General features: G+C 72.0%; 11 protein-coding genes and 1 pseudogene. 4 read left to right on the plus strand and 8 right to left on the minus strand.

Annotation, left to right across the window (positions count from 1 at the left end):
• Positions 1–86: 86 nt before the first annotated feature.
• The 3 genes from AC07F0_RS23020 to AC07F0_RS23030 all read left to right on the plus strand — a co-directional run bounded on the left by AC07F0_RS23020 (position 87) and on the right by AC07F0_RS23030 (position 3,798).
• Complete coding sequence (locus AC07F0_RS23020) at positions 87–560, plus strand: hypothetical protein (RefSeq protein ID WP_478981435.1); 474 nt, start codon at positions 87–89, stop codon at positions 558–560.
• A 122-nt stretch (positions 561–682) separates the two neighbouring features.
• Positions 683–991, plus strand: coding sequence for a hypothetical protein (locus AC07F0_RS23025; RefSeq protein ID WP_478981437.1), 309 nt, complete (start codon positions 683–685; stop codon positions 989–991).
• A gap of 1,574 nt (positions 992–2,565) precedes the next feature.
• Positions 2,566–3,798: a serine hydrolase domain-containing protein gene (locus tag AC07F0_RS23030; protein ID WP_478981439.1), complete on the plus strand. Its 1,233-nt coding sequence runs from the start codon at positions 2,566–2,568 to the stop codon at positions 3,796–3,798.
• 6 nt (positions 3,799–3,804) lie between these two features.
• Here the strand turns inward: AC07F0_RS23030 and AC07F0_RS23035 are convergent, their stop codons facing one another.
• The 3 genes from AC07F0_RS23035 to ribA all read right to left on the minus strand — a co-directional run bounded on the left by AC07F0_RS23035 (position 3,805) and on the right by ribA (position 6,816).
• The gene (locus AC07F0_RS23035) at positions 3,805–4,962 is read right to left on the minus strand and encodes a saccharopine dehydrogenase family protein (RefSeq protein ID WP_478981441.1); all 1,158 of its coding nucleotides are present in this window, start codon (positions 4,960–4,962) and stop codon (positions 3,805–3,807) included.
• Positions 4,952–6,013 carry a saccharopine dehydrogenase gene (locus AC07F0_RS23040; RefSeq protein ID WP_478981443.1) on the minus strand — a complete coding sequence of 354 codons (1,062 nt, stop codon included), beginning with the start codon at positions 6,011–6,013 and terminating at the stop codon, positions 4,952–4,954. Before AC07F0_RS23040 ends, AC07F0_RS23035 begins: the two co-directional genes overlap by 11 nt.
• Before the next feature lie 143 nt (positions 6,014–6,156).
• Entirely contained in the window at positions 6,157–6,816 is a 660-nt protein-coding gene (gene ribA / locus AC07F0_RS23045) for a GTP cyclohydrolase II (protein WP_059421618.1), read from the minus strand.
• 41 nt (positions 6,817–6,857) lie between these two features.
• Here ribA and AC07F0_RS23050 point away from each other — a divergent pair, with 41 nt between their 5' ends.
• Positions 6,858–7,586: a creatininase family protein gene (locus AC07F0_RS23050; RefSeq protein WP_436729022.1), complete on the plus strand. Its 729-nt coding sequence runs from the start codon at positions 6,858–6,860 to the stop codon at positions 7,584–7,586.
• Positions 7,587–7,744: 158 nt separating this feature from the next.
• Here the strand turns inward: AC07F0_RS23050 and AC07F0_RS23055 are convergent.
• The 5 genes and pseudogenes from AC07F0_RS23055 to AC07F0_RS23075 all read right to left on the minus strand — a co-directional run.
• Positions 7,745–8,767 (minus strand): annotated as a pseudogene (locus tag AC07F0_RS23055) (lysylphosphatidylglycerol synthase transmembrane domain-containing protein); the annotation flags it as partial.
• Positions 8,764–9,675 carry a class I SAM-dependent methyltransferase gene (locus tag AC07F0_RS23060; RefSeq protein WP_478981854.1) on the minus strand — a complete coding sequence of 304 codons (912 nt, stop codon included), beginning with the start codon at positions 9,673–9,675 and terminating at the stop codon, positions 8,764–8,766. The pseudogene AC07F0_RS23055 and the gene AC07F0_RS23060, both read right to left, overlap by 4 nt.
• A gap of 302 nt (positions 9,676–9,977) precedes the next feature.
• Complete coding sequence (locus tag AC07F0_RS23065) at positions 9,978–11,183, minus strand: glycosyltransferase family 4 protein (protein WP_478981444.1); 1,206 nt, start codon at positions 11,181–11,183, stop codon at positions 9,978–9,980.
• Complete coding sequence (locus AC07F0_RS23070; RefSeq protein WP_243378660.1) at positions 11,180–11,578, minus strand: 6-pyruvoyl trahydropterin synthase family protein; 399 nt, start codon at positions 11,576–11,578, stop codon at positions 11,180–11,182. Before AC07F0_RS23070 ends, AC07F0_RS23065 begins: the two co-directional genes overlap by 4 nt.
• Positions 11,579–11,716: 138 nt before the next feature.
• A complete protein-coding gene (locus tag AC07F0_RS23075; RefSeq protein ID WP_478981446.1) occupies positions 11,717–12,697 on the minus strand; it encodes a zinc-dependent alcohol dehydrogenase in 981 nt (326 codons plus the stop codon).
• Positions 12,698–12,798 lie beyond the last annotated feature (101 nt).

Here is a 12,798-nt window from a genome sequence, read left to right on the forward strand (position 1 = left end):
GGTTTCCAGGCCATCAGTGCACCGGGGGGCAGCGCCCGCACCGTCTTACCCGAAGGACCACGATAGTGAATCGTCGGCATATCCGCATGAGTGCGCTCGCTGCTCTTGCTGCCCTCACTCTGGGTGTCGCTGGTACCACGGCGGCGCAGGCGACCGAGCAGCGCGAGAGGGCCGCTGCCGCCTCCGTCACCCCGGAGGTCGACCCGGAGTTCGAGTTCTTCTCGCACGAGGCGTTCGTCCGCTACCTGGACTCCGCTGAGGGCCAGCAGCTCCTGAGAGAAGAGGGCCTCACCCAGGCGGAGATCACCGCCGTCTACGCCGGCGACGACGTCGCCGCCAACGGCTTGCTGGACAAGCTGAAGAAGAAGGCCCTGAAGAAGGCCTTCAAGGCGCTGCCCGACTCCTGGCAGAAGAAGCTGACCGACTGGGCGAAGAAGGGCAAGGGCTACTTCAAGGAGAAGTGGAACTCCCTTCCGGGCTGGGTGAAGAAGGCTCTGACCCTGGGCGGCGCGATCTCCGTCAAGACGGCCATCGAGTGGCTCATCGACATCATCCTGTGATGTACCGAGTCACCTGATGCGGCCCCTCCCCGGGGGCTGTAACACCCATGTGCGCCCCACGGTTGTTCCCCCTGCCGTGGGGCGCACGTCCATGCCGACACCTACCACTTCGGAGGCATTCCATGATCGATTCCGGTAGCTCTGAGAGGGTTCGGGAGTTCAGCCCGGCTCAGTACATCGCCCCCTACCTGCTGCTCATCATCGGCAACGCCGGAGTGCAGAAGGCCTCGGTGGATGATCGGCCCGTGCTGTTCTGGGTGTTCACGGCGATCGCCGCGCTCGGTGCCCTTTCCGCCGTCGTGCGCCTCCGGCGCATGTGGAACACCCATCAGCGCCGCACCCTGCCCGCGTGGACGCGATTCCTCGGCGTGCTTCTCGCCTTGTACGGGCTGTACGTCGCCTACCGCGTCATCAACGGCATGGCCGAATAGAACGTCGAGACCCCTGTCGAGATCCTGCGAGCCGGGCATCGCCCGGGCCGAGCAGACTTCTCGCGCGTACCGCCAAGTTGATCGCCGCCAGCCGCTCTACATGATCCTCATCTGGGACGTCAGCCGCACCGGCGCACGGGGCGGCGTCCGTCTCCACTGGGACGAAGCGACCAGCTGGGCCTACGCCAAGCTCGGTCCCAGCCCTAACGCCGTCCTCATCTCCGCCCCCGTCACGCCGCTTCACCGCGTCTTCGCAGCCCGGGCGACGTCGCCCACGTGGCCGAAGGCCTGGTACGCCACTGGCGCACACCAGAAGGCGAGTACGGCGCAGAGTGGGACGGGCATCCGAGTACGGACCGCGTGCGAAGCCTTCCGCCACTACCGCGTGTGTTGAACTGGCCGGAGCTACGCCCTTCCGGCCCAGGGCCGCACTCGTCAGCCGCGCACCTTTCCCTGCATGTTCGACTGGCCTGGAAACTGGCAGCCCGTGAGGCGGAATCGGCGCTGGCCCAATACGAACTTGAACCACTGGATCCGTTCCGAAGCCCAACAGCGGCGTGGAGCGTCCGCTGCTGCCTCTGCCTCGATCTCTTCCGGGTCCGGTTCGGTGACCTGGGCACTGGTTGGGCCGGATGCCCCAACCAGTGCCCCCGTGCACTCGTGCGGTCTGCCGCCGATGCAGTGCCGAGGCAGTTCGATATCCAGCTGTGCCCCCGCTGCGACAGACAGAGCTCAAAGGATCCGGACGCCATCTCGCCGGAAGGCTGCCCCGCCTGCGGCGACGCTCGACGCCCTGAAACCAGGCCCCGACAACAGGGGCCGGGCACGGCGACAGAGCCTCCTACTGAGCCAGCCCCTGGCCGTGGTCTCATGTCCGAGACTCCGCGCATCGCTCGATGACACGTCGTAGCGGACGGTTGTCGTCCAGCCGCCCCTCATGGGAGCAACGACCAACAGGAGGGGTGGCGGCCCACGCCGCTGGCGACGCGGCACCCCCAGACGGCGCAGGAGAGTACTGCAACACTCAGTCGCCTGAGTCGCGCGGAGCGCGTCGCTTTCACCCGCCCGGCGCCGAAAGCAGCCCGAGCCCTGATGAAATTCCTTCGCACGCGCGTAAAGGGCTCCACGGCGGCCGGAGCCGAGGGCCTGGGCGTCTCCCGCCGCACCGTGGAGCGGCTACCGCTCGGGCGCCAGCAAGAGGCCGCAGAAGCGCCTCCGGGCGGCTTTGGTGGAGGAGACCGAGGCGCAGCGGCAACCGCAGGTCAGGGCACAGGCGAGGCAGCGCGCCGCCACGTCCGGAGGGCTCGTCATCTCCTGCCGGGCCTACTTCGGATTCGGCCCGGAAGGATCCTCGGACGCGGGCCCGGTGAGGGACATCAGGACCGCTGTCTCACCCGCGCATGCCGACCTGATCCTTAGGCCTTGGCGTGCACGAGCTGCATCAGGTTGCCGTTCCCACGTGATGTTGCCGTTCCCACGTGGTCACGCATGGTTCCTGCACGAGGATGGGGTCTGAGGCGGTCCGGTCGGGGTATGCCGGATCTCACCTCGACGAGCGCGACGGAGGATGAGCGATGGCACAGCTGCGGCAAGAGGTCGACCCGGGTGAGGCCGGGCTGGATCCCAAGGCGCTGAGCCGCCTGGACCGGCACTTCGCCGGTCTCGTCGAGGAGGGCCGGCTGCCGGGCTTCCTCGTGTCCGTCGCCCGCGGCGGACGCGTCGCCCACCTCACGACGCACGGCCTGCGCGACATCGCGGCCGGGCTCCCCGTCGAGCCGGACACGCTGTGGCGGGTCTACTCCATGACGAAACCGGTCACCGCGGTCGCCGCGCTGCTGCTGGTGGAGGAGGGCCGGCTGTCACTGGACGACCCGGTCGCCGACCACCTGCCGGCCTTCGCGAACCCCCGGGTCTACGTCGAGGGCTCCGGGGCCGACGTCAGAACCCGCCCGGCCACCGGCCCCATACTCGTCCGGCACCTGATGACCCACACCTCGGGCCTGACCTTCGGCTTCTACCACACCCACCCGGTGGACGCCCTGTACCGCGAGGCCGGCCTGGAGTCGTCGGTGCGGCCGGGCGCGGACCTGGCCGAGACGATCGAGTTGTACGCGAGTCTGCCGTTGCAGTTCGAGCCGGGCACGCAGTGGAACTACTCGGTGGCGAGCAACGTCCTGGGCCGGGTCGTCGAGGTCGTGTCGGGGCAGCCCCTCGACGTGTTCTGCGCCGAGCGGATCTTCGGGCCGCTCGGCATGACGGACTCGGGGTTCCACGTCACGGACGAGCAGGCGCCCCGGCTGTCCGAGATGTACGGGGAGAAGGACGGCGGCGGCATCGAGCGGATCGCCGGGCTGCCGCTGCGCGGCGGCCGGCCGCGGTTCCTGTCCGGCAGTGGCGGCATGGTGGCCTCCGCCCACGACTACCACCGCTTCATGGAGGTGCTGCGCCGCCGGGGCGAACTCGACGGCGTCCGGCTGCTCGCCCCTGAGACAGTGGACCTGATGACCCGCAACCACCTGCCCGGCAACGCCGATCTGCGGGCCTTCGGCAGCCGCCCCGCCCACGACGAGCCCGGCAACGCGGGGGTCGGTTTCGGTCTCAACGTCTCCGTGGTGATCGACCCGTCCCGCACCCAGGCGCCCTCCGGGCTCGGCGCCTACGGCTGGAGCGGCGTGGCCACCACGACGTTCTGGGTCGACCCGGGCCGCGACCTGACGGTGCAGTTCATGACACAGGTGCGGCCCAGGACCTCCCACACGGTCTTCCGCGACCTCAAGAGGTTCGTCCACGAGGCCGTGTCGGTCTGACCTGCTCTACCGGTCGACGCGGAGTGTGAACTCGACGCCGTCCCGGGCGAGTTCGCCCAGCCACTGTTCGGAACGTGCCGCCGTCCCGGCAGCCCGGTTCAGGCCCGGCGGGAGGGAGCCGTCCAGGACGTGGCGGACGCCCAGGGCGAGGGTGCCCGAGACACAGCGGGCCATCGCGCTCTCCCGCGCGTCGCCCACCAGGTCCAGGAGGCAGCCGCCCGCCCAGGTCCGCCCGGTCCCGGCCCGCACGTCCAGCGACACGGCGAGGACGACCCGGTCGCGGTCGTCGTCCGTGGTGGGGTACGTGGCGGCCAGCTCCCGGGCCAGGGCGGCGATCCGTGCGTCGTCGCCCCGCTTCAGCTCCTCGAAGACGCCGTCCCAGGCGCGCAACCAGCCCTCCAGGCGCAGGGTGCCGCGTACGAACGTGCGCGGTGTCCAGGCGTCCGGCAGTCCGTACTGCGCGACGAACGGGACGCTGTCGCGGTTGGGATAGACCTCGAAGGTCTCCCCGTCTACAACGTGCCGCCGGGTCGCCTCCCACGGGCGGTCGGCCACCGTCTCGGCGCCGCCCTCGATGTGACGGGCCGGGGAACGCAGGGCGTTGAGGACACCCGCCGGTGCCCAGCTGAACCGGTACGTGAAGTCGTTCGGGACGGCCGGGACGCCGCCGCAGTACGAGGTGAGGCTGTACGAGGCGGGCGTCTCGTCCCCGATGGCCTCCCGCGCGCGGGCGACGAGGGCGTGGGCGAAGAGATGGTCGATGCCCGGGTCGAGCCCCGCCTCGGTCAGGACGACGACCCCGGCCTTCTGCGCGGCGGGCACCTGGTCGAGGACCGCCTGGGACACATAGCTGGAGCAGGCGAAGTGCGCGCGGAGCCGGACGCACTCGGCGAGCAGCGGCGCGTGCTCCGGCGCGGGCAGCATGGACACCACGGCGTCGCCGGGCGCCAGTTCGGCGGCGAGGGCGGGCAGCGAGTACGCGCGGGGCTCGGCCCGGCCGGCGAGGCCCAGCCGGTCGAGGGCGCTGGCCGCGCGGCTCTCGGTGCGGTGCCAGAGCCGTACGCGCGCGGCGGTGTCGCACAGGGCGGCCAGACCGCTGCCCGTGGACAGGCCGGCGCCGATCCAGTGGACGGTGCCGCTCGCGGGGACCGGGTCAGTGGTCAAGGGTCTCCCCCTGGGTGATGCCCTGTTCGCGGCATGCCTGACGGAACCGGTCCAGGCAGCGTCCCCAGGGCCCGGTGACGCCGAAGTCGAGCAGGTGGGGCAGGAGGGCGGCGGAGAAGTCGGAGCTGGACTCCAGCGGCAGCAGGGAGGGCAGGTTGTCGATGGCGATCAGGTCGAGCGGCGGGTCTTCGCGCAGCCGGCGGACGGGCTCGTCCCAGTCGGTGGTCTCGTCGTACACCGGAAGGACGTTGAGCGGGGAGCCGACGTCGCACGTGACGTCGCACAGGGTGCGAAGGCGGCGGCCCGGGGTGCCGAGGTCCTGCTCGCGGAGGAAGGGCGGGACCGGGCTGGTGGCGAGCACCGCGTTCACCATCACGTCGTGCTCCAGCAGGGCGCGGCGGTCCAGGTCGCGGGTCTCGGCGAGGTCCCAGCACGTCGGGTCCGCACCGGCGGTGGCGAAGGCCATCCGGGCACCGCGGCCACTGCGTCCCAGGGCACCGATGACCAGACCGGCGAACTCGGCGTCGTCCGCGGCGGGCTTCAGCGTCTCGTCCAGGGCCTCCTTCGTCGTGGGCGTCAGGGGTGCCCGCAGCCGGCCGCGGTGCTGGAGCACCGCGAGGGCCGCGCCCAGGTAGCCGGCCCAGAACCCGAAGGCGGCCAGGCGCCGTCCGGTGTCGTCGACCAGGTACTCCAGGTCGAACAGCGCCCCGCCCCCGGCGGCGAACCGGCGCAGCAGGCCGGCCGCCCCGGGCTGGCCCTTGTAGGCGTGGCCGAAGAAGATGTGCCGGTGCCTCAGCTCGGCCGGCTCCTCGGGCAGTTCCTTCAGACCGAGCACGACGGCGTCCGGCGGGGCCGACACCCAGGACCCCGCGGGGGCGACACGGCAGCCGGCCGCCTCGTACTCCCCGGTCGGGAAGACCCGCTGCGGGGAGTCCTCGACCGTCAGTGCCACTCCGTGCTCGACGAGCCGCCGGGCGTCGTCGGGCACGACCGGCGTGCGCCGCTCGGTGGTTCGGGCCTCGTGTCGCAGCCACAGATGGAGCTCGGTCATACAGGTGGGCCTCCGTGACGTGAGGCGCCGGCCAGCTGAGGGCCGGCGCTCAAGGGGCGGACGTCCCCGCAGCGTACGCGGCCCGCCCGCGGGTCGCGTACGCATGCCGCCGAGGTCACGTCGAGGGGATCCGCCCCAGCGTCTCAGGAGGAGCTGACCACCGCGTCGAGGTGGGGCAGGTGGTGGTCGAGGCGCTCCCTCTTGGTCCGCAGGTAGGTGATGTTGTTCTCGCACGGCGGGATCAGCAGGGGCACCTGCTCGGCGACCTCGATGCCGTGGTTCACCAGCGCCTCGCGCTTGCGCGGGTTGTTGGACATCAGGCGGACGGACTTCACGCCCAGGTCGTCGAGGATCCGGGCGGCCACGCCGTAGTCACGGGCGTCCACCGGCAGACCGAGGGCGAGGTTGGCCTCGACCGTGTCCAGACCCTCCGCCTGGAGGGCCATCGCGCGCAGCTTGGCGAGCAGACCGATGCCGCGGCCTTCATGCCCTCTGAGGTAGACCACGACACCGGCGCCCTCGGCGACGACCGCGCGCAGGGCGGCGTCGAGCTGGTCTCCGCACTCGCAGTGCTGGGAGCCGAAGGCGTCGCCGGTCAGGCACTCCGAGTGCAGCCGGATGAGCACGTCGTCGGTGCCGAGGTCGCCGTAGACCAGCGCCACCTGTTCGTCACCGCGGTCGTGGTCCAGGTAGCCGACCGCCTGGAATTTCCCGTACACGGTGGGCAAGGGCGCATTCACGACGCGTTCCACGCCGGTCCGCTGCGGTGACTTCTTGCCGAGTACGCCAATTTTTTCTGTCATGATTCTCGAGTTCCTAAGCAGAGACGAAAGGCCGTGACGTTATGAGTGACTTGGTGCCGGCGGACACCACGGAAGACGTACGGACGCGGGGCTCCGGTGTCTCACGGCAGGTCGCGGTGCTTCCCGTGGGCAGCTTCGAGCAGCACGGCCCGTATCTTCCGCTGGCGACCGACACGCTCGTCGCCTGTGCCGTCGCGCGGGAGATAGCCGGCGCGTACCCGGTGCACCTCCTTCCTCCGGTGACGATCTCGTGCTCGCACGAGCACGCGGCCTGGCCGGGGACCGTGAGCATCTCCTCGGTGACCCTTCATGCGGTGGTACGGGACATAGCGGCTTCGCTCCGCCGGTCCGGCGTCGACGCCCTGGTGGTGGTCAACGGGCACGGCGGAAACTACGTACTGGGCAACGTCGTTCAGGAATCCTCCGCCCGCGGCGAGCGGATGGCGCTGTTCCCGGCCCCGGAGGACTGGGAGGCGGCGCGGGAGCGGGCGGGTGTGGTCGCCTCGCTGCTCACCGACATGCACGCGGGGGAAATAGAGACCTCCATCCTTCTGCACGCTCATCCCGAAATGCTCCGACCCGGTTATGAGACTTCCGATTTCGTCGCTGACGACCGGCGTCATCTGCTCACCCTCGGCATGTCCGGTTATACCGATTCCGGTGTCATCGGCCGTCCTTCGCTGGGTTCGGCGGAAAAGGGGAAGGAACTCCTGGCGAGCCTGGCGGATTCCTTCGGGGCGTATTTCTCGCTGCTGACCTCCGACGAGTAGTCAGGCACGGCCGCGGAGCCGGGTCCGGGGGTCGGCGAGGCGGACCGGGATCCGGCCCGCAGGCCCTCGTACCAGCGGGCGACGAGCACGATCAGGCCGGGCAGGCTCGCCACGAGGCTGAGCACCCCGTAGACGACCGCGACGGCGAGTCCCCGGCCGGCGCCCAGGCCCGCGGCGCCGAACGCCCAGGCGGTGACGCCCTCCCTCGGTCCCCAGCCGCCGACGTTCAGCGGCAGGCCCATGGCCAGCAGCGCGAGTACCGCGAGCGGCACCAGGACGGCCACGGAGGCGGCGGCTCCGGCGACGCGGGCGGCGAGGACGAACATGGCGACGTAGCCTGCGAGGACCACCACCGAGGAGACGACGACTCCTGGCCCGTTGCGGCGGGACAGCAGCCCTTCGCGGGCCTCGGCGAGCAGGGCGCGCAGCGCCCGCCCCCGGTGGGAGGGCTCCGGGCGGTTCATGCGCAGGGCGAGGACGACGGCGATCGCGCCGAGTGCGGCCAGGACCGCGAGCGGCGCGATGTGCCGGGCCTGGGCCAGCACCGGGGACGGCATGGTCAGCAGGACCACGGCTCCCAGGGCGAACAACGCGATCTGTCCGGCGGCCCGTTCGAGGACGACGGCTTTCACGCCCCGCCGCACGTCCCCCTCGCTCTGGCCGTGCCGTACCGCCCGGTGCACGTCGCCGAGCACACCGCCGGGCAGCGCCGCGTTCAGGAACAGCGCCCGGTAGTAGTCGGCGACGGCCGGCCCGAACGGCAGCCGGATCCTGAGGCTGCGGGCGACGAGCGCCCAGCGCCAGGCGCTGAACACGGTGGTGACGAGCCCGATCCCGAGCGCGAGCAGCACCGACACGGTGTCGATCCGGCCCAGCCCGTCCAGGAAGACGCCGGTGCCGAGCCGCCAGAGCAGTACGCCGAGGATGACGACCCCGGCAAGGGTGCCGAGATGCGTGCGGACTTGGGGGGAGCCGAGACGGGCGAGGGCGGTACGGATCGGGCGACGGGGCGACGAGGCGGCGCCGGCCCCGTTGCCGCAGGGGGTGGCTGACTCAGTGGACGGAGCCGATTCACCGCCGGTTTCCGGCAGCCATCGCGCATCGACGGTCGCCGGCCGCTCGCACACAGCCGTCAGCGCGCCCTGCGGCACCTGTGTCGTTCCCGTCGCCTGTGGGCTCATGACGCTCCGCCCGCCGGGCGGTTCAGAGCCAGGAGGTCGGTGTGGTGGACGGTGACGCGCAACTGGCCGGCGGCGCAGGCGGCCAGGCGTTCGGCCAGGTAGGCGTCGGCGCGGGCGCGCAGCTCGGGGCGCTGTTCGACGGCTGCGCCGACCCAGCCGCGCAGCCACTGCTCGGTGAGCGCGGCCTGCTCGGGGCCGAGCCGCCAGGGGCTGGGATGCAGCCGCACCGTCGCGCCGTGCTCGGAGAACGCCTCGGTCGCCGCCGTCACCGCGTCGGGACCGAGCAGACCGTCACGGCGCTGGTGGTCGTTGAACGCCTGGACGATCTCCGAGTCCAGCGGGTGGGACGGCGTCAGTTCCACCCGGCCTGCGACCGACAGCGTGAGCAGGGCGGGGCAGCCGGCTCCCGCGCAGGCGGCGGCGAGGGCGTCGATCTCCTCCCGGGTGAGGACGTCCAGCAGCGCGGACGCCGTCACCAGGGACGCGCCGTGCAGGGCGTCCGCGGTGAGGCGGGCGACGTCACCGCGCCGTGTCTCCACGGTGACCCGGCTGCCGTCGGCCGCGGAGCGCGGGGAGGCGACGGCGGCGAAGTGCAGCAGATAGGGGTCGCGGTCGTGCAGGATCCAGTGCTGGGCGCCGTCCAGGCAGGGGGCGAGCCAGCGGCCCATCGAGCCGGTACCGCACCCGAGGTCGTGGATGACGACCCCGCCGGACCTGCCCGGCAGGTTGGCGAGCCGGATCCGCAAGGGGTCGAGCAGATCGTGCGCCCGCGCGGCGGCATCGGCCGGCTCCCGCAACTGCAGCCACTCGGGCGCGTAACGGGGCGGATCGTCCGGGTTGGCCTCACGCAGCTTCACGGTGGGCCGCGCACCGGGATTCCCACTGGGCCCGGCACCGGGGATGACCATGTCCACGGCCTGCCCCGGCCCGGACTGGCCGCTGAGGGCCGAGCCCGCAGCCACGGCGTCCGCCGACCGGGCGGCCTGCCCACCGGAGCCCACGCCCGGCACCGCCGCCCCCGCCGACCAGGCGGACGGCCCGCCGGGGCCCACGCCTGGGAGCGCCGCATCCGCCGACCGGGCCGACGGGTCGGGCCCGGGCTTCCCGTTCGGGCCCGCACCCTGAATCACGCCGCTCATCGCCTCGGCAGCCTCCCTCGGTCCGGGCTGGGCCGGGATCGTCCCGTTCTGCTGGGTCGTCACCGGGTTCGTCATGCGGCCCTCCGGGGGTCGGTCGGGAGCCGGCGCAGTACCGCCGCCAGGCTCTGTGCGGTCGTCGCCCAGCCGCCGAGGGCGGCGCGGCGGCTGCGGGCGGCGCCCCTGAGGCGACGGCGTACGTCCGCCTCGCCGAACCAGCAGCGCAGTTCCGCGGCGATGGCGGCCGGGTTCTCCGGCGGGACGAGGATGCCGGGCACGCCGCCGTCGGGGGCGCGGCCGACCGCCTCGGGGAGTCCGCCGACGTCCGTGGCCATGACCGGGATACCGCGCGCCAGGGCCTCGGTGACGGCCATGCCGTACGTCTCGGCGTAGGAGGTGAGGACCATCAGGTCGGCGGTGGCGTAACTGGCGTCGAGTGCGGCGCCCGTCTGCGCTCCCGCCAGCTCCAGCCGGTCCTGAAGACCGTGCTCGGCGATGAGGGATCGCAGATGGGCGACGTACTCCGGGTCCTGGGTGACACTGCCGACGCACACACAGCTCCACGGCAGGTCGGCCACCGTGGCCAGCGCCTCCACCAGTCGGTGCTGTCCCTTGCGCGGGGTCACGGCGGCCACGCACAGCAGCCGTGAGACACCGTCGGTGCCGGGCGCGAGCGGCGCGATGTCGGCACCGGGGGCGGCGACGTGCACCCGCTCGGGGGGAAGGCCGTGGTGGGCGACCAGACGGCGGACCGCCCAGTCGCTGGTGGCGACCACCGCCGGCACGGCCCGCAGCACCGCCCGCTCCTTGGCGTCGAGTTCCGCGGCCACGGCCGGGGCGAGCCCGGTCTCGTCGCCGAGCGGGAGGTGGACGAGGACGACCATGCGCAACCGTTCCGCCTCCGGCACGACGATCTCCGGGACGCCGCAGGCGACCAGCCCGTCGAGCAGGACGACGGCACCGTCGGGCAGGCCGCTCAGGGTATGGGCGAGTTCCGTACGGGCCGCCGCCCTGGGCCGGGGCCAGTCACCGGCCACGGCGTGCTTGGTGACCTGCCAGCCGAAGCCGGGCAGGTCCAGGCACACGCGCCGGTCGTAGGCGTTGCCGCCGCTGGGCGTCGCCGGGTCGTCGACGCCGCCCGGCAGCACGAAGTGCACGGTGCGCAGGGACATGGGGATGATCTCGGCGTTCTTCAGGGTGGCGTGCTGCACGGGAACATAATTCAGCCGCGCGGGTGCCGGTCCGCTCTGCCCGGGCCGTTCGATCGTCGTGTCGGTCACAGCGCACGCTCGTAACTCGCCCAGGCGATGTGCGACTCGTGCAGGGTGACGGTCAGGCCCGCGATGCCCTTGGCGCCCTCGCCCAGCGCGCCCTTGTGGATGCGCTCGGCGAGCCGGTCGGCGATGACCTTGGCGAGGAACTCCGTGGAGGTGTTGACTCCGGCGAAGTCGGGCTCGTTGTCGAGGTTGCGGTAGTTCAGCTCGCTGACCACCGCCCCCAGTTCCTGGGTCGCCAGGCCGATGTCGACGACGATGTTGTCGTCGTCCAGCTGTTCGCGCCGGAACGTGGCGTCCACGAGGAACGTGGCCCCGTGCAGGCGCTGCGCCGGTCCGAAGACCTCGCCACGGAAGCTGTGGGCGATCATGATGTGATCGCGGACGGTGATGCTGAACAACGGACGACCCTCCAGGTGCGGCGCGTCTGCTCCCCCGCTCCAGCTGCCGGGGATGCCGTGTATTACGGCTCCTTCCCTTCCCCTGTTCAGCCTCCGCCACGTCTTTTCTCAGGTCAGGCGCTCCCGTCCTCTCTCAGGTCAGGCGCTCCCGTCGTAGCGGACGCGGTGGCACAGGGCGGGGATCTCGCCGGAGGCGAGCTTCGGCAGCACGTCCGGCAGGTCCTCGAAGGCGGACTCGCCGGTGACGAGGGCGTCGAGGGCCGGGTCGGCGAGCAGGTCGAGGGCGAGGGCGAGCCGGTCGGCGTAGGTGCGGCCCGGCCGGGCCGGGGAGACCGTGCCGACCTGGCTGGAGCGGATGACGAGCCGCCGGGAGTGGAAGGCCTCGCCGAGCGGCAGGCTCACCTGCCGGTCGCCGTACCAGCTCAGTTCGAGCACGGTCCCTTCGGCGGTGAGGAGTTCCAGGGACCGGGCGAGGCCCTGCTCGGTGGCGCTGGCGTGGACGACCAGGTCGCACTCGCCGAGGGCGTCCTCGGGAGAGGCGAAGCCGACGCCCAGGGCCTTGGCGGTCTCGGCCCGGCCCGGGTCGGCGTCGACCAACTGGACGCGCACGCCGGGGAACCGGGCGAGCAGGGCGGCCACCGAGGAGCCGACCATGCCCCCGCCGACCACGACGATCCGGTCGCCGACCAGGGGCGCGGCGTCCCACAGGGCGTTGACGGCGGTCTCCACGGTCCCCGCGAGCACGGCCCGTTCGGCCGGCACGGTGTCCGGCACGGGCGTGACGGCGCTCGCCGGGACGACGTAGCGGGTCTGGTGCGGGTAGAGGCAGAACACCGTACGGCCGACGAGGGCCTCGGGCCCCTCCTCCACCACGCCGACGTTGAGGTAGCCGTACTTCACCGGGCCCGGGAAGCCGCCCTCCTGGAACGGCGCCCGCATGGCCGTGTGCTGGCTTTCCGGTACGCCGCCGCGGAAGACCAGCGTCTCCGTGCCACGGCTCACGCCGGAGTACAGGGTGCGGACCAGCACCTCGCCCTCGCCGGGGTCCGGCAGACTGACGTCCCGGATGCCGCCTCGCCCAGGCGAGTCGATCCAGAACGCGCGTCCGGTGTGCTTCATCGAAGTCCTCCTGAACGATCGGGAAGCTGCTTGCGTACCGAGGGGTGCACAGGCCGCGCACAAGGTAGCGGCGTTGATCGACTCTGTCACACGGCCGGAGG

Source organism: Streptomyces sp. NPDC045955 (assembly GCF_056430805.1).